The 17,535-nt window shown below is 47.5% G+C and carries 12 protein-coding genes; 8 read left to right on the top strand and 4 right to left on the bottom strand.

Going from position 1 to position 17,535, the window contains the following annotated elements; genetic code table 11:
* The first annotated feature begins 4 nt into the window (after positions 1-4).
* From A3860_RS03825 to A3860_RS03815, 3 genes are all read left to right on the top strand, one after another.
* Positions 5-1,522, top strand: coding sequence for a RagB/SusD family nutrient uptake outer membrane protein (locus A3860_RS03825; protein WP_081145531.1), 1,518 nt, complete (start codon positions 5-7; stop codon positions 1,520-1,522).
* A 237-nt stretch (positions 1,523-1,759) separates the two neighbouring features.
* Complete coding sequence (locus tag A3860_RS03820; protein WP_143773928.1) at positions 1,760-3,646, top strand: alkaline phosphatase; 1,887 nt, start codon at positions 1,760-1,762, stop codon at positions 3,644-3,646.
* A 209-nt stretch (positions 3,647-3,855) separates the two neighbouring features.
* Positions 3,856-4,986 (top strand): acyltransferase family protein, encoded by a 1,131-nt coding sequence (locus tag A3860_RS03815; protein ID WP_081145230.1) that lies wholly within the window; start codon positions 3,856-3,858, stop codon positions 4,984-4,986.
* A 180-nt stretch (positions 4,987-5,166) separates the two neighbouring features.
* Here A3860_RS03815 and A3860_RS03810 read toward each other — a convergent pair whose 3' ends face one another.
* On the bottom strand, positions 5,167-6,759 hold the full coding sequence (locus A3860_RS03810; protein ID WP_081145229.1) for an FAD-binding protein: 1,593 nt from the start codon (positions 6,757-6,759) through the stop codon (positions 5,167-5,169).
* A 15-nt stretch (positions 6,760-6,774) separates the two neighbouring features.
* A complete protein-coding gene (locus A3860_RS03805; protein WP_143773927.1) occupies positions 6,775-7,092 on the bottom strand; it encodes a hypothetical protein in 318 nt (105 codons plus the stop codon).
* A gap of 397 nt (positions 7,093-7,489) precedes the next feature.
* Here A3860_RS03805 and A3860_RS03800 point away from each other — a divergent pair, with 397 nt between their 5' ends.
* The 3 genes from A3860_RS03800 (at position 7,490) to A3860_RS03790 (ending at position 11,266) form a co-directional block, all read left to right on the top strand.
* Positions 7,490-8,875, top strand: coding sequence for a hypothetical protein (locus A3860_RS03800; RefSeq protein ID WP_143773926.1), 1,386 nt, complete (start codon positions 7,490-7,492; stop codon positions 8,873-8,875).
* Between the two features lie 368 nt (positions 8,876-9,243).
* Complete coding sequence (locus A3860_RS03795; RefSeq protein ID WP_081145226.1) at positions 9,244-10,065, top strand: HAD-IIA family hydrolase; 822 nt, start codon at positions 9,244-9,246, stop codon at positions 10,063-10,065.
* Between the two features lie 262 nt (positions 10,066-10,327).
* Positions 10,328-11,266, top strand: a complete 939-nt coding sequence (locus A3860_RS03790) for a hypothetical protein (RefSeq protein WP_143773925.1) — start codon at positions 10,328-10,330, stop codon at positions 11,264-11,266.
* A gap of 3 nt (positions 11,267-11,269) precedes the next feature.
* Here the strand turns inward: A3860_RS03790 and A3860_RS03785 are convergent, their stop codons facing one another.
* Together A3860_RS03785 and A3860_RS03780 are read right to left on the bottom strand one after the other, a co-directional pair.
* Entirely contained in the window at positions 11,270-11,668 is a 399-nt protein-coding gene (locus A3860_RS03785; protein ID WP_081145224.1) for a DUF4267 domain-containing protein, read from the bottom strand.
* 91 nt (positions 11,669-11,759) lie between these two features.
* The gene (locus A3860_RS03780; RefSeq protein ID WP_081145223.1) at positions 11,760-12,329 is read right to left on the bottom strand and encodes a Crp/Fnr family transcriptional regulator; all 570 of its coding nucleotides are present in this window, start codon (positions 12,327-12,329) and stop codon (positions 11,760-11,762) included.
* 573 nt (positions 12,330-12,902) lie between these two features.
* On the opposite strand from A3860_RS03780, the gene A3860_RS03775 reads away from it, so the two are divergent.
* Entirely contained in the window at positions 12,903-14,960 is a 2,058-nt protein-coding gene (locus A3860_RS03775; RefSeq protein ID WP_143773924.1) for a chondroitinase-B domain-containing protein, read from the top strand.
* Positions 14,961-15,152: 192 nt separating this feature from the next.
* Positions 15,153-17,408, top strand: a complete 2,256-nt coding sequence (locus A3860_RS03770; protein ID WP_081145221.1) for a cellulase family glycosylhydrolase — start codon at positions 15,153-15,155, stop codon at positions 17,406-17,408.
* Positions 17,409-17,535 lie beyond the last annotated feature (127 nt).

The following is a 17,535-nucleotide window of genomic DNA, read 5'->3' as shown; positions in this document are numbered from 1 at the left end:
AAAAATGAAAAAAATACTCAATAATATCATTATAGGTTGCATGGCTGTTACTGTTTTGAACAGTTGTGACAAGAAGCTCGATATTGAACCGGAAGGTTCACCGGTGACCGGTAACTTCTGGAAAACTTCCGCCGATGCCGTCAGCGGCGCCAATGCCCTGTATGAGCAGTTTGACGGGGAAGAATTTTATGGCCGTGGTTTTATGTGGTATATCAACGCCAGTGATGATATGGTTACCGGCCGCTCCAATGCCAAGGCCGAGAATGTAAAGAATTTCAACAGCGCCACTTCAGGTGTGTCGTATCTTACCGACCAATGGAAGATGCGGTATATTGTTATCAAGCGCGCCAATGATATCATTCTGCACGTGCCGGCTATTAATATGGATGCCACGCTGAAGAACCGGATCCTGGGCGAAGCGTATTTCCTGCGCGGACTGATGTATTTTCAATTGTCCTATAACTATGGTAATGATAATGCCGGTGTACCTATAATAACTGAAGACAATTCAACCAACGCCGACGCGGTGGTGCGGGCTGCCAATGTAAGCGAAAATTATAAGCTGGTAGAAAGTGATTTCAAAAAAGCAGCTTCGTTATTGCCTTATTTTGATACCTATAAAGCCGAAGATTATGGCCGGGCACATAAAACAGCGGCCTGGGCTTACCTGTCGAAAATGTACCTGTATACAAAGAGCTGGGCCAGTGCCGAATCATACGCCGATTCGGTGATAAAGAGCAATAAACATGGTTTGCTGACCAACTTTGCCGATGTATTCACCATTGCCAATAACTGGACGAAAGAATATATCTGGAGCGCCCTCAGCACGCCCAAAGGAACTGGTGGCTGGGGCAGCATTCTGCCCGGTGTAATGCTCGAGAACAAAGGCTGGGGCAAATACAATGGCTGGGGATATTATACACCCACCAAAGAATTGTACGATGCATATGAAACCGGCGACAAACGCCGGGAAGTCACTATCCTGAAGCCCGGTGATGCGTTCAAATTCTTTGGAAAAGATACCATATACGGTTCCAACAACAGTTTAAGCGGTTATCAGTTCAGGAAATATATGGAACCGTTCTCTTATGCCAGTCCAATAGGAAGTTATATCAGTCCGAACGGCGACCACCCAACCACGGCCCTGAACCCACCATTAATACGGTATGCAGAGGTATTGCTGATAAAAGCGGAAGCCGAATTGATGCAGGGTAAGAATGCCGATGCAGAGATCAATGCCATCCGTAACCGCGCTGGATTGACATCCGTGACCGGTGCTAACCTCGCCGAGTTGAAAAAGCAACGCCGTTGTGAGCTGGCCGGGGAATGGGCCGACAGGCACCGGGACCTCGTACGCTGGGGCGATGCGCAAACCGTATATGCACAACCGTTGCATGGTTTTTCGGGCGCTGTTATCTGGCCTGCCCGTACCTTTAACCCTGCTGTGCACAACGTTTGGCCCGTTCCAACAACGGAGATCAGTAATAGCGGCGGCGTTATAAAGCAAAGCAACGGCTGGTAATTAAGCTATCATTAAATTATTAAGATAATTTTAAGTGAAAACCCTGACGGCGGTAGCTTTGCGTTACCCTGTCGGGGTTTTAAATCGGTTGCCAGTTACCAGTCGCCAGTTGCCGGGGCATAAATCAAGGACGGGCTGAACATTGGCAGGCATGCTGAGATTTAGGGCCTGGTAACCGGAAACCGGTAACCGGTAACAGCAACATTCACCATTCTCCATTGACGAAAATTTATTCAGTTGAATAAGCTACTTTTTTCTCTTTTGATTATTCTAAGCACTAAATCATTGGCTCAACCTGTTTCTTATACAGTAGCCAACGCCCATTCGCACAACGATTATGAACAACCGGTTCCTTTGTTTACGGCCTATTATGAGGCGTTCGGTTCTATTGAGGCCGATATCTTCTGGCATAACGGCGAAATACTGGTGGCGCATACGGAGAAGGAACTGGCGTTGCACCGCACGCTGGAAGAATTATACCTGAAACCCCTGCAGGTATTTGTTGAAAAGAACAAAGGCCATATTTATGCCGACAGCACCCGGCGCCTGCAACTGATGATCGATATAAAAACAGATTCGGTCATTACCCTGAACAGGCTGGTTGAACTGTTACAGAAATATCCGGCACTTACGCAGTGCAGCACCCTGCAAATAGCCATCAGTGGTAACCGGCCCGAAATGTCGGCCTATGCTTCTTATCCTTCCTTTATAGGTTTTGATGGGGAGCTCAATAAAGAGTATTCCGCCGAAGCACTATCACGTATCGTAATGCTGAGCGCCGATCTTAAAAAATATACCCAGTGGAATGGAAAGGGAAATATCCCCGCGCCGGAATGGGATACCCTGCAACGCGTGGTGGCGCGTGCCCATGCGTTAAAGAAACCGGTGCGTTTTTGGGCCACGCCCGATTTTACGAATGCCTGGTACCAGTTGATGAAGCTGCAGGTCGATTATCTCAATACCGACAGCATTAAAGCCCTGTCAAATTTCCTGCAAAAATTACCTGCCGGTTCCTGGAAAAATAAAAGCGCCTATAAGCTATACCAGCCCACTTTTAAAAACGATGGGGTTGATAAACCGGTAAAGAATATCCTGTTGTTTATTGGCGATGGAACCGGCCTGGCCCAGCTGTATGCCGGCTATACGGCCAACAAAGGAGCCCTGAACGTTTTCAATATGCGCAATATCGGGATCTCTAAAACCAGCTCGTACGACAATTACGTCACCGATTCGGCGCCTGGTTCTACGGCTATTTCATCGGGCAAAAAAACAAATAACCGGCATGTGGGCGTTGATCATACGGGAGCGCCCATTCCGCTGTTACCGGTGTTCCTGAAGAAAAGGAATATCAGCACCGGGCTGGTCACCTGTGGTGATATAACAGATGCCACGCCGGCCGATTTTTATGCGCATCAACCCGAGCGGGAAAATTCCATCGCTATTTTGCGCGATCTCAAACAAGCGAACATTGACCTGTTGATAGGCTCCGGAAAAGAGAGTTTATCGAATGTTGATTTGCTGGAAGAGAAGGGGAAGGGCAGCGCCATCGATGCCGCATTGCTTGAACTGGCGCCACAGTATACGGTTGCGCACAGTCTCGACAGCGTAGGGGCAGGAACTGGTAAAAAATGGGTAGTGGTTGATAATAAAGCGGGTTTGCCTGTGCTGAAGGGCCGCGGGAACTGGCTTGAACAGGCTTTTTTAAAAGCAGTAAAAACATTGTCGGTCAATAAAACAGGGTTTTTCTTAATGACAGAAGGCGCGCAGGTCGATTATGGCGGTCATGCCAACAATATGTCGTACGTAGCGAGTGAAGTAATGGATTTTGACCAGGTAATTGGCAAAGCAATGCAGTTTGCCGATGCCGACGGGCAAACCCTGGTGATCGTAACCGCCGATCATGAAACCGGCGGCCTGTCGTTGTTGGCCGGTGATTATCAGAATGGATATGTAAGCGGCTGTTTTGCAAGTAATGACCATACGGCCATACCTGTTCCGGTATTTGCGTACGGCCCACAGTCGTTCCGGTTCAGGGGCGTTTATGAGAATACGGAATTGTTCTACAAGATAATGCAGGCGCTTCGGCTCCCGGTGAGGGATACAGAGGTAGGAAGTAAGAGGTAAGAAGTAAGAAGAGTTTAAATTTCATAAATAATCAACAATTTCGATAATCGGGTTCTTCATACCTCATACTTCTTACTTCCTACTTCCGAATTCAGGCGGGTACATAAAAGTTTTAGGTGTATTAACAATGCCGGAATTTGTGTATTCGTTTGAATTGTTTACTTTCGGTTTGTTCAGGTAAACTACTGCTACACCAACTAAAAACCGACATGCAACAACAAAAACGATTCCTGGCGCTGGATGTTTTCCGCGGCATGACGATCTGCTTCATGATCATCGTAAATACCTCGCCCGATGGGGACCATACCTTTGCACCGCTGCTGCACGCCAAATGGCATGGTTTTACCCCTACCGACCTGGTGTTTCCCTCCTTTTTATTTGCCGTAGGAAACGCCATGAGCTTTGTGATGCCCAAATGGGAAACGGCTTCCACCGCATCTGTACTGGCTAAAATTTTCAAACGTACACTGCTGATCTTTATACTGGGTTATTTAATGTACTGGTTTCCCTTTGTGCGAATGGATAAAGCAACCGGGGAATACCATTTCATGGCCTTTGAAAAAACGCGCATCTTCGGCGTATTGCAACGCATTGCGCTGGCGTATTGTTTTGCCTCGCTGATGCTCTATTTCCTGAAGTTCCGCGCCACCATCATTATCACCGCTGCCATTTTGTTATTGTACTGGCCGGTGCTGTATTTCTTTGGCGATGCGGCCGATCCCCTGTCGTTGCATGGTAATGCCGTTTTAAAGCTCGATTTGCTGCTGATTGGTCCCGATCATTTATACCATGGCGAAGGCGTGCCTTTTGATCCGGAAGGCTTTTTAAGCACCTTCCCGGCCATTGCCAATGTAGTGGGTGGTTACTGGGTGGGGAAATTCCTGCAGCAGAAAGGTGGTGCGTATGAAGCGCTTACCAAATTGATGCTGGCTGGTTTTGCCTGTCTGGTGCTGGCGCATTTCTGGGATTATTCGTTCCCCATCAATAAAAAATTATGGACCAGCTCTTTTGTCTTGCATACAGTGGGACTGGATTGTTTGATCATTTCTGCTATCGTTTATGTGGCCGATATTCAGCAAAAAACAGCCTGGACACCCTTCTTCCAGGTGTTTGGAAAAAATCCATTGTTCATTTATCTGCTGTCTGAGGTGCTGGTGATCTTATGGAATGTATTCCGGTTCCCCTCGGGCACTACCGTTTTCAGGTGGTTGTACGATAACATCTTTGTACACCTGGCCACACCATATGTGGGCGCCCTGGTGCAGGCGGTACTTTATATGCTACTATGTTGGGCTGTGGGGTACTGGATGGATAAGAAGAAGATCTATGTAAGAGTGTAAACCCCCGCCCCTGAAGGGGAGGAAGTTGCCTGGGTTTACGTTTATACGATAATAATATCGTACGATAAAAATGTCGTACAAATCATAAAGCCAAAAGCAAATACCATTCGTATTTTGTTTTTTGGCTTTTAGTTTTTAGCCTGCACCTGTATTTACTCCCCCTTTAGGGGGCTGGGGGGATTACATCAGCCCCGTTCTCTCCATAAACTCATTCGTAAACACTTTCTGCGTCTCGTTGTCTAACAATTTATGTCTTGCAGTAAGCCATTTATTCACGGCCGTGTCGCCATACATTTGGCGAATGCGCGCTTCTGTTAGGTTAAAGTTGATCTTGCCCCAGTGCAGGGTATAGGGGAGGCCAATGGCTTCAAAGCGGTCCCATACGGAGGAAAAGAACTTCCGGCTGGTGGCCGATTCAACGCCATCCATTTCCAGTACGCAGGTCTTTTCGAATTTCGTAAAGCCCAGCGTGGCCTGGGTGCCTTTTACAAATCGTAATGCCAGGGCGCCGGGGAATGGGATCTTCCTATTCAGCGCTACAATTTCTTCAATGGCGCGGCTGGCATTGCTGGTGTCAATAGCGGTAGCTGCACTTGCTGCCTTGCCCCTGAATTTTGTATTGGTAAAGATCTCGCCAATGGTACCGGTGGCCTGCTCATTGGCCGCAAATGCCAGGGGAAACAGTTTAGTGACCAGTGGTGGTATCAATTTCTGCGTAAGCTTCTTGCCGATATTATCGAGAATGGTTTGAATGAGTCCCAGCAACTCATCACCGTATTGAAAATTGCCACCGGGTTGTGCTGGTTTTGTATAATCAGTGCGGTAAGGTGTTTTATACATCGCTCTGAGATAAACGCCTTTATCGGCATCATTAACCGCGAAGCGATGCGGGTTCACCAGTACTTCAAAATGATATAAACTACGGCCAGGGCTTTCGGGCGGGAAGGGGAGAAAATCGTTCAATGCTTCAAATTTCCATTCATTGATAGCCTGTTTCAGGTTGTCGTTATATGGGATGTTCGCCGAGGTGTATTTTTCCAACAGGTAAATAGGTTCTGTTTCGAGCAGCACGCCATGAATAAAACCAAAACTTCCAAAGCTTACCACAGCGGCGTTGAAGAGGTCGTCGTCCCGGAAGATTTCAGCGCCCAGCCAGTCGGTAAATGCGGGCGATGCCACGGGGTTCGAAGCGCGCTCGAGCCACACATGGCGGTTGAAGCCGGTAACAAGATGTAACCCTACAATGGCGTCATGAACCGCCCCTGCTTTAATACCCGCGCCATGTGTTCCGGTTGCCGTAGCGCCGGCAATGGTTTGTCCGTTACTGGCGCCGGAGGCGCGCAGACTGCGCAGCCAGCCATTTTCCTCTTCCAGCTCTTTATTCATTTGCAAAATGCTCATGCCGCATTGGGTAAATACCAGGTCTTTGGCGGTTTTGCCGCTTGCCAGGTATTGCGGCGATAAAAAACTGTTGCCAATGCTAAAGAAAGTGCGCAGCTCACGGGTATCAACCAGTCCGCCAGTACAAACCTGCACATCACTAAAGCTCCAGCCATTGCCAAGGGCGCGCAATTTGAGGTTGTTGTCAACAGCATGTTGTATGAGCCACTGAAAATTTTTTGTAGTGGCCTGGTAATTCTTTTCTGTTTCGGTAAATGCAAAAGGCAACCGTAAGTTAAAGCTTGCGTCTTTTGTGAGGTTTACGGTGAAATTCTGATGACCGTTTTGCCAGTCAGTGATCGGTAGTAAGTTTATGCCTTCAGGTAATGTCATGGTCAACGTTTTTTCCTAATTCCCCAGGTGTCCCGGTTGCAGATTGGGGGGCGCGCAACACCAGGATATTTTTTGTGGTATCACAATGCCCAGGGTGATAACCGTTAATAACACGTGGGCCGGGGTGCTTTTTACCACCACTTTGTTCAGGTGGTTGTATCGTTTGTCGCATTGCGGCCTGATGTCTTTTGCCTGTTTCAAGCCCCAGAAGTAATGCCATACCGTAGTGTCCCTGTTGATATTGGCGGCATCGGCACAATCGTATTCCGTAATGATTTTAGTGCTGCTGCAGCTGGTAATTATGCAGGTTATTGCAGGCAGGATTGCTAACAAAAGCAATGACAGTGTGTTTTTAAAAATTGCAGGCAAAAACATATAGTTCGATTAATGTTGGCCGGGCAGGAGTGATTGTAATTCGTGCAACATCAAATCTAGGGGTTTGTAACGGTCAGAACAATACCACAAAGGGGGTAAGAAAATTTAATGATCCTTATCTAATAGTTTGTTGCATGCAAAACAATATCAAACAACCTTTTATCATTAATGTTAAGAAATGTGTGAAAATTATGACAACAACTTTTCTGTTGTCATAGTGTAAAATACGTTTACTTTGGTGGTCTGGGATCAACTGCTGCGAAAAGGCATTACAAACGATTGTTCAACTAATAGCAACTCCGTTCGCGCTCACTTGTTGGGGCGGGCGATAACCTCAACATTAAATTACATGGATATGCAAACGCTGTCTCCCCGGAAATTTGTGCAAACAAAAGCGCGCACAATGCCTGTGAGCAAATGTATGGTGAATAAAGATTGGGAAGAAAGCCAGATAGCCAACGTATCGGTAATGCGAAAACATGCAAACGGCAATGTTACGATTGGTTTATACCGGGTCGATCTCCTGTGCCTGGGCGTAAAAGATACCGTGTTTTTTTTCAATACTTCAGAAGAGGAGTTTATGTTGGCCTACAGCCAGCAGCTGGCCGATTTCAGGGAAATAGATTATGCCCTGGCGCATAATATCATTTATGCCGGTCACGATTTTGCCCTTGAGTTTGATATTCATCCCCATCATAATTTCGAAATTACCCGCTATATCCTGGAAGAAGACAATAATGCAGTTCCTGTAGTGGATGTGCCTGTTGGTACTGACGGATTGCCACATTTGATCGTGGCAAAACACGGTCAGTTTGCCGATGTACTGTTGAAGCTGAAGCAATATGCAGGCGAAGGAAATTACTATTATACAGTAGAAGATCCTGATGCGCCACCCCGTTTACGGGAAGAAACGGCCGCCATCAATATGTCGATGGATTCCATACCACATGGTGAAGTGAGTTTGAGCAATGTGCAGAACATTCGTTCAGATGATATGTTGAATACTGAAAAGGTGCAGCAACGCTCGGTGCTGGAACAGATCACCATTCATGCCGAGCTGCTGACGCGTTTACTGCCACCCGAAATAAATACCTGCACGCCGAATGAAGAATTGGTATGGCACGAGATGTGGGATGAAATAGGGCATGGGGCCGAAGAACCCAATAATGTACTGGAAGAACATTTGGCTGAACATACCGAAGTGGTAAAGCTTACTGATGATTTGGCCGATTTGCTCGATCGTAACAATGAGCAACAGATGCAGGAGTTTGAAACGCGCATGATCGCGCTGGCCAACCAGTATGCACATAATCCGCTGGCATTACAAACTATTTATGAGCAGGGGATCTTACTCGATCTGGATGGCCTGTGCGAAGTAGCCAAACAACATGCGTTGAAAATGTATAAATATTACCCGGTGTTGCATTTTAGCATGGCCCTGGGTGCTTTAATACAGGAAGAAGCGGATACGCGTTTTGAGAACATCTATGCACACACCGATATTCGCGAGGCGGTGCCGGGTTATGAACAATACCATGCATCGGAAGTGATCAATTTCTGGCTTACCCGTTTATGGATCTGTCTTGAACAGAAAGATATCCAACGCGCCGTGCAATATTATTTTATGCTGGTTGATGGAAAGGCCAACGGCTGGTTGTTATTACCCGTGTTGGAAAAATATGTAGAAGTGCTATACAGATATAATAAAGCGCTTAAAGACCTGGAAGAAAAAATTTCTTAGTGCAAAATGTGATCTGTGTAATGTTTTTCTATTGTTTTTCATTGTAAGGAATGAAATAACCTGACATGCTTTGTGGTGCATTTATATTTAATGGTAACATAACCTGATCTTCAATCAATAACACTTATATTTGCTTCGTTATTTACAATAAAAGATACGCACTTATCGTTTGTAAATAGTACGTCTGTTACAATCTACACTCGCCCCCTGACTTAACTTCTTGCCAAATTCTTGCCGTCGATCTTTTCTTGCCTGTGAGTTATTTATTCGCTTGTCCATTCGTCATGAACTGCTTGCGTTGAACGCAGCCAGAGGATGCCTGCCATTTTGAAAAAAGCAGCAATTTTTAAAACAAAAAAATTAGACCTATGGCACAAAAAGGCTTTCTTATCGACATGGATGGGGTTATTTACAAAGGCAGTGAGCCAATACCCGGCGCAGTTGAGTTCATCAATTCATTGCGTGAAAGAGGTTTTCCTTTTTTGTTCTTAACGAACAACAGTCAGCGTACACCCCGCGATGTGTGCTACAAATTGCGCAAAATGGGTTTTAATGTAACTGATGAAGATATTTTTACCTGTGCCATGGCTACGGCGCGTTACCTGGCCTCGCGTAAAGAGCATGGTACGGCTTATGTAATAGGGGAGGGCGGATTGTTGACCGAACTACATAATGTGGGTTATTCCATTGTTGACGATCATCCTGATTATGTGATCATCGGCGAGGGCCGCACCATTATGCTGGAGTCGGTCGACAAAGCGATCAATATGATCATGAACGGTTCAAAGCTGATCGCCACCAACCTCGACCCCAATTGCCCCGTGGGCAGTGGAAAATACCGGGCCGGTTGTGGCGCATTTGTCGCCATGCTCGAATTTGCTACCGGTAAGCAGGCATTCAGCGTGGGTAAACCAAGTCCGGTGATGATGCGTATGGCCCGCAAGCTATTGCAGCTGTCAACCGATGAAACCATCATGATCGGCGATACCATGAGCACCGATATCCTGGGGGCGGGCTCAATGGGCTTTACCACTGTGCTAACCTTATCGGGCGTAACCCAGGAAACTGATCTTGATCAGTTTGGTTATACCCCTGATTTTATTATTAAATCGGTAAAGGACCTGCTCAATGAAGATCTATTGGCACAGGTGCTCGATAAACAGCATGAGCCTGTTTTGAATGTGGCATAAATGTATCTAAATAAGGTTCCGAATACTACATGTTTGAGAGAAGGGGCATGGCTACAGGCTGTGCCTCATTTTTTTATGCTCGCCCCGGAATTCACAGGCTATTACCATTCCTGTTTTCGGTTTTGGCCGGGTTGTTTTTTGGCTTTATATTGCTTCGTTTTCGCACCCCCTTCACACTTCCTGAACTGTACAGGCAATTTTTTCAATTTTGCGCCCGATGGGTATCGGCGCAAACAATGACAATTGTACAACTGTACCAATAATGAAAAAATATATACTGGTTTTTGTGTGTCTGGTTTGTACGCTGGCTTTTTTACAGGGCTTCAGCCAGGATAACCAATGGATAGCAGGGAACTGGAACGGTGTATATTTTGGCGAAAAAAGCAAGCTCACCAAAACCTTTGATACCCGCCTGCTGATCTCAAAGGTGAAGGGTTCACAGTTTGAAGGCGTGGTACAATGCATTTTGCCCACCGATACAACCGTTCGCCTGCATACCCGCATCACCGGCCGCATTTATGCCGATCACATCATGACCAAATTAAAGGAAGTGCTGTACTTCAAGGACCCGCCGGGCCAATATACCTGGGCCAAGCATTGCGCTTTGTGCGACAGTATGAAGTATACCTTTGAAAAGGAGGGCGACAGCGTGGTGTTACAGGGCGAAAGACAATGCGATACGCTGTGTAACATTGTGGCCCGCTATACAAAGAACGTGGGGTCATTGGTATATAAAGCTGCATTCCTTTATGAGCCCGATATTACGCCCCGCCAGCTCGCTGTGAAAACCGGGGGAACCAGCTTTACTTTTGCAAAACCTATTTACAGGGATTCACTTGTTGGCCGTGATTTCTTTGCCGGCAGGCCGGTAACGCCCGCTAACCGGTATATCATAAACGCCGATTCCGTTGAGATCCGTTTCATGGATAATGGCATTGTTGATGGTGATACTATCACTGTGTACTATAACGGCCAGCTGCTGGTCCCAAAACTGGGTTTAAAAGAAAAACCATACATTATTAAAATTCCCCTGTATCCTGCTTATCCCAACCGGTTGGTGATCTATGCCGAGAGCCTGGGCATGTTTCCGCCCAATACGGCCCTCCTTCGCATCATATATGGTAAAAAAGAAGAAAGCTTTCTGCTCAGTTCCAGCCTATCAAAAAACGCGGGTATTGAACTGTACAGGCCCGGGCCCTGAACCCTACACCTTTTTCACCCTGGCTGTTCTAAGATAATAGATGCCTAATGGCAAACTGATCAGTACGGCACTCAGATGCGGGTACAGTCGCGCAGTTTCAGAACCCGGATGCGTTAACACGATCGAAAAATCAACCATGGGAATCATACAACCCACCAATAAAGCGATGCCCAGGGCGCGAAACTCTTTTGCAAACAACAGCACTAATAAAATGGCGCCGGTGAAGATATCGCGAATGCCTTTAATGTATTGGAACGAAAAGTCGCCATTAGTGGGCACATGAATGCCATATGCAGTAGTGGCAGGTTCTGGTATGGCAAAAAAACGGCCGCCGATGAATAACAATAATGCTCCGGTAAGGATAGATGTCCAGAATGCGAAGTTTTTAGCTGAATTTTTCATTTGTACTTTTTTTAGTAGTGATTAACTGAGTACAAATTTCAGGTCGGCGGCAAACAATTTCATGCACCCGGGTTAACAAATGCAATTGCCCCTATAATAATCTTTTTCTGATGCGGCTCAATGATTGCGGTTTTACCCCTACATAGCTGGAAATATGATATTGCGGAATGCGCTGCTGCAGATCGGGATAGAGCGCTAAAAAATTACGGTAACGTTGTTCCGGCGGGTCGGTATACAGGGAGGTGATCTGTTTTACCGATTCCACAAAGATCTGCTCGGCTACCAGGCGGCCGAATTGTTGGCCCCCTTTTATTTCAGTATAAAATTGTTGCAGCTCCTGGTAGGTGATCGTCAGCATCGTAGTGTCTTCAATAGCCTGAATGATCTTGGTTGAAGGGGAGTGGTCGAGAAAGCTTTCATAACTGCAAACAAAATTCCCTTCCTTCCCAAAACCATAGATCAGGTCTTCCCCTTCTTTATTGATGTAATAACGTACCAGTCCCTGTTGAATAAAGCCCGCATGCTGGCATATTTGTCCCTCTTTTAAAAAATAATCGCCTTTGGCAAAATGCTTTTCTTTGAAGAGTTGGCGTATAAATTCTTTCTCGTTGTCAGCAAGCGGAATTAAATACTGAATGGCGTTTATCAAATGTTCGTGCATGGTAAAGCAACTGTTCGGTTAATGCGCAATGTACAAATTCACGGGCTATCAGCAGAAAATATTAGCGTTAAATACAATTCGTGTTAAGATAGGTTATTCATCAGCTAATAACGGGGGTGCTATAAAAAACAATAAAATGTTACTTCGTTTACTATACCATTCACCAAAACGCCTGTCACATGAAAAAAAACACTACGCCCGAGTATATCGGTAACGTATACTCTTATTACTACTAGCGCATCTTTTTATTTATTCCCCTGCATTTCCCCCTTATTTTTCCCCATTTGTAATTGCGGTGCGATTTATGTGGAAGCATGGCGATTGCATTTCAATCCTTCTTCTTTCCTTTACGTTCCCGGAAATGCAGGCAGGTATCAGCCATTGAATTATACGCTCCATGCTATCGCTGGTGCGCACGGGTTCCCCTTACAACCGGTGTGGCAATTAGTGTGTACATGGCCGTATACGATTAGTATTTCTCCCCTTTAATTACTGGTTATTTAAACAGGCGGGCGCCAATTCCTGTTCGGGATTGCCATGCCTGCGCAAATGCACTTAAAACAATTAAAATTTATGAGCACAAAGATCTACGCATTGCTTGTACTGTTGTACATTCTTCCGGCCACGCTCACTGCGGCCACCGTTACGGTAACTTCTTTATCGGCCCTGCAAACTGTCATTAATAATGCGGCGGCCGGTGATATCATCATTCTGGCCAATGGCACGTATACGGCCAGTGCCGATATCAATGTCAGTAAACAGGGCACGGCCACAGCGCCCATCACCATTCAGGCCCAAACCATTGGTGGCGCCATCATTGGCGGTACCAACGGTTTTAATATCGTTAGTCCGGCCAAATACATTATCATCAAAGGATTCAAATTCACGCACAGCGCTTCCCAGGCTACCATGGCCAGCGGCACCAGCTTTTGCCGGTGGACGCGTAATATTTTTGAAACGCCCGGTGAAGGCGAAAACCTGCTACTCAATGGGAACGACCATGAAGTAGATTACAATACCTTTCAACATAAGAACGCGCTGGGCCGCTTTATTGCGGTACGCGGTTCGGGCAGCCAGATCGCACAGCGCCTGCATATTCATCACAATTACTTCTTCGATCAGCAACCACAAACGGGTAACGGGGCCGAGACCCTGCAATTCGGCTTAAGTGGCTACAGTCTTTCCTCGAGCAACAGTATTGTTGAATACAATTTGTTTGAACAATGCGAAGGCGAAAATGAAATGATCTCGGTAAAAGCCTCGGCAGTTACCATTAGGTATAATACCATCCGGGATTGCCCGGCCCAGTTTACCCTGCGGCATGGTAACCATAATGTGGTGTATGGCAACTATTTTATCAATACGCCCGGTATCCGCATCTTCGGCGATGACCATATCATCTTCAGCAATCATTTCGAGAATTGCGATCCGGCCATCAACATTGGCAACGGTGACGGAGAAGTGGCCGATGGCGATGCGCTCACCGTGCACGACCGGCCCGACCGTTGTGTGATCGTTTTCAATACCCTCGTCAATAACCCTTCCAACTACGTGCAAAGCGGCCGTACGAACGGGTTAGGTGCTACCAGTACCACGTTTGCCAATAATATTATACAGGGTGGGGGCGCTGCAGCTTCCATTGCAGGACCGTATACCGGCGCCGTATGGTCGGGCAATATTATTTATCAAACCAATGGCGCCGGCGCCATGCCATCAAGCGGTTATACTTCAGTGAATCCGTTGCTGGCGCGTAATGCTACAGGCACCTTCCATTTGCAATCGGGGAGCCCGGCCATTGGCGCCGCCACCGGTACCTATAGCGCGGTTACAGTTGATATGGATGGGCAAAGCCGTACCTCGCCTCTTGATGTGGGCGCCGATGAAACTTCCACGGCCCCGGTGATCGCACAAATATTGTCAACAGGCATGGTCGGTTACAATGGAGCCGATCCGCTCACCTGCCAGCCGGTGATTGCCAGCGCCGATGATGGCAATGTACCCGCCAATGTGCTCGATAATGACCTCAACACCCGCTGGTCGGCCAGCGGCGACGGGCAATGGATCCAATTTTGTTTAGACAATGCCACCACTGTTACCGGAGTTCAGATCGCTTTTTATAATGGCAACACCCGCACCAGCACCTTTGATCTTCTCACCAGTACCGATGGCGCCAGTTGGAACACCGCCGCCAGCGGCCGCGTAAGCAGCGGTACTTCGCTGAACCTGGAAACATTTGCAATTACTGCCACCACTGCCAAATATGTGCGCATTGTTGGGCATGGCAATAGTGTAAACGCCTGGAACAGTTATACCGAAGTAAAAATACAAACCAGCGCTTCTGTAGCAGCCCGTTTAATGGAAGAAACCCTGACTACAAAAACAGGACTGAATAGCTCTCCCAATCCTTTCAATAATAGTAACACCATTACCTATACACTCGAAAAAGAAGGTAAGGTACAGTTGAGCATTCTGGACCTCATGGGCCGGCAGGTAGCCGTGCTGGTGAATGGCCAGCAGTCAGCCGGTAACTACCGCACACCGTTCAATGCACATGGATTGGCCGCCGGTGTGTATTGGGTTAAGCTGGTGCATAATGGAAAGATTGTTACTAAAAAAATAGTAAAAGAATGAAGTGATAAATGATTCAGTTTCCGGTTCCCGGTTTCCGGTTGCCAGGCCCTAAATGTCAGCATGCCCGCCAATGCTCAGCCGGCCTTGATTTGCGACCCGGAAACTGGTAACTGGTAACCGGCAACTGTATTCCATTATCAAATTATCTCACCAAATTTTCACATTATGAATTGTTAATAAAAAAAACACCCAATGAAGAAATCGACCTTTCCTTTTTTATGGAGCCTGTTATTGCTGCTGGCCATGGGCCGGCACGCGCAGGCACAAACGCCGGTGGCCAAAAACGGCCAGCTACGCGTTATTGGTTTGAAATTATGTAACCAGTATGGCAATCCCATTCAGCTGCGGGGCATGAGCACCCATGGCATTCAGTGGTATGGGTGGGGAAGTTGCCTTACCGAAGCCTCGCTCGATACCCTGGCGTATGGCTGGGGCGCCGATGTACTGCGTATTTCGCTGTACGTACAGGAAGACGGTTATGAAACCGACCCCGCAGGCTTTACCGCCCAGGTGAACCGCCTCATCGAAGAAGCCACCGAACGCGGCATGTATGCCCTGGTCGACTGGCATCAGTTAGACCCCGGCGATCCCAATTACAACCTCGCGCGGGCAAAAACATTCTTCACCGCTATTGCCAACCAGCACAAGGCCAAGAACAATATCATTTATGATATTTGTAATGAACCCAATAATGTAAGCTGGGCCGGCATCAAAAGTTATGCAGACCAGATCATTCCCGTCATCCGCGCCATTGATGACGATGCCGTAATATTGATAGGCACCCATGGCTGGTCTTCTTTCGGTATTTCTGATGGCCGCACGGCGCAGGATATCGTTAGCAACCCGGTGAATTTTGCCAACATCATGTACACCTTCCATTTCTATGCGGCTTCGCATGGTGATGAGTATTACAATGAGTTGAACTGGGCATCAGACCGGTTGCCCGTGTTCGTTACAGAATTCGGTACGCAAACGTATACGGGCGATGGTGGCAATAATTTCACCATGAGCCAGAAATACCTCGATCTGTTACGAACAAAAAAGATCAGCTGGACAAACTGGAACTATTCGGATGATTTTCGCTCCGGCGCCGTATGGACAACCGGCACCTGTTCAAACGGTCCGTGGACAACAGCCCGGTTAAAACCGGCCGGCAGCTGGATCAGGGACCATATCATGAGCCCGGCCGATGATTTCCCCGGCAGTGGAACACCCACCTGTGAACCCGTTACCGCCAGCGGTAACGATGGCAATTTGCCCGCGAATGTGCTCGATGGCGATCTCAACACCCGGTGGTCGGCCAGCGGTGACGGCCAGTGGATCCAATTCTGCTTGAATACCGCTACCACCGTATCGGGCGTACAGATCGCTTTTTACAGCGGCAACACCCGCACGTCTACATTTGATGTGCAAACAGGTACCGATGGACAAACCTGGACAAATGCCGCTACCGGTTTAAAAAGCAGTGGCACTACGCTGAACCTCGAAACATTCACCTTTTCGCCGCGTTCTGCCAAATATGTACGCATCGTGGGGCATGGGAACAGCGTGAATGCCTGGAACAGTTATACCGAAGTGAAGATCACGACCGGTTCGGGCAATAACCAGCTCATTACCTTATTGCCTGTACAGGATGCGTATGTGCGTGACGGATCGAATGCCACTGTTACCCATGGCACTACCGATTCAACGCTGCTGATCACCAAGGTGAATCCTACATCAACCACCGGTAATAACCGCGAAACCTATTTGCTGTTCGATGCCACTGCGGTTACCGGCACTATTAACTCAGTAGCGTTAAAAGTGTATGGCAAAGTAGACGGCACAACAGCCATCAGCATACCCGTTGCGGTTTTCTCCGTGGCAAACACCGGCTGGACGGAAAGTGCACTGACCTGGAATAACAAACCGGCATCGGGCACAACCGCCCTGGCTTCAGCTACGGTAACCAATGCGGCTTACAGTTATGTTACCTGGGACATTACCAATTACGTCAAAAGCGAAATGGCCGCCGGCCGTAAACTGATCTCCCTGGTCATGAAGAGCCAGGCCCCGGCCGATCCGCGTATTTTGTGGAACTCCTCAGAAGCCGGTAACAACCCGCCGCAGCTGGTGATCAACACAACGACAACAACGACCGTACAGCCACGGATCATCGCTTCGCTCATCGACCGGTCAACCACACCAGCAGCAGGCACTACGCTGCAGGCCTATCCCAATCCGTTCAAACAAAGCAATACCATTGTGTTCAATATGGAACAGCCTGGCCATGTATACCTCTCGGTATATGACCTTACCGGCAAAGAAGTGGCCATACTGGTGAATGGTAACCTGGCCGCCGGCAGCCACCGGGCAAGCTTTGAGCCACGCCATTTGCCAGCCGGTTTGTATACATTAAAAATGGTGCATAACGGCAAAGTGGTCACTACCAAACTGATAAAAGAGTAGAGAGTAGATAGAAGCATAAGCCACAAGGGGCATCCGCAACCATGGATGTCCCTTTTTTTCATGCGATATTGGCATTTATCCACAATCCGCACCCGCCCGCCGGCGTTATAGTAAATGGAACCGTGAC

The sequence above is a fragment of the Niastella vici genome, from assembly GCF_002077945.1.
Classification (GTDB): Bacteria; Bacteroidota; Bacteroidia; order Chitinophagales; family Chitinophagaceae; genus Niastella; species Niastella vici.
This window is presented reverse-complemented; position numbering and strand designations above follow the sequence as displayed.

Bases quoted from the DNA above. Each gene is read 5' to 3' on its own strand.
- A3860_RS03825 (WP_081145531.1), top strand. From the start codon at position 5: ATGAAAAAAATACTCAATAATATCATTATAGGTTGCATGGCTGTTACT.
- A3860_RS03815 (WP_081145230.1), top strand. From the start codon at position 3,856: ATGCAACAACAAAAACGATTCCTGGCGCTGGATGTTTTCCGCGGCATG.
- A3860_RS03810 (WP_081145229.1), bottom strand. From the start codon at position 6,759: ATGACATTACCTGAAGGCATAAACTTACTACCGATCACTGACTGGCAA.
- A3860_RS03800 (WP_143773926.1), top strand. From the start codon at position 7,490: ATGCAAACGCTGTCTCCCCGGAAATTTGTGCAAACAAAAGCGCGCACA.
- A3860_RS03795 (WP_081145226.1), top strand. From the start codon at position 9,244: ATGGCACAAAAAGGCTTTCTTATCGACATGGATGGGGTTATTTACAAA.
- A3860_RS03790 (WP_143773925.1), top strand. From the start codon at position 10,328: ATGAAAAAATATATACTGGTTTTTGTGTGTCTGGTTTGTACGCTGGCT.
- A3860_RS03785 (WP_081145224.1), bottom strand. From the start codon at position 11,668: ATGAAAAATTCAGCTAAAAACTTCGCATTCTGGACATCTATCCTTACC.
- A3860_RS03780 (WP_081145223.1), bottom strand. From the start codon at position 12,329: ATGCACGAACATTTGATAAACGCCATTCAGTATTTAATTCCGCTTGCT.
- A3860_RS03775 (WP_143773924.1), top strand. From the start codon at position 12,903: ATGAGCACAAAGATCTACGCATTGCTTGTACTGTTGTACATTCTTCCG.
- A3860_RS03770 (WP_081145221.1), top strand. From the start codon at position 15,153: ATGAAGAAATCGACCTTTCCTTTTTTATGGAGCCTGTTATTGCTGCTG.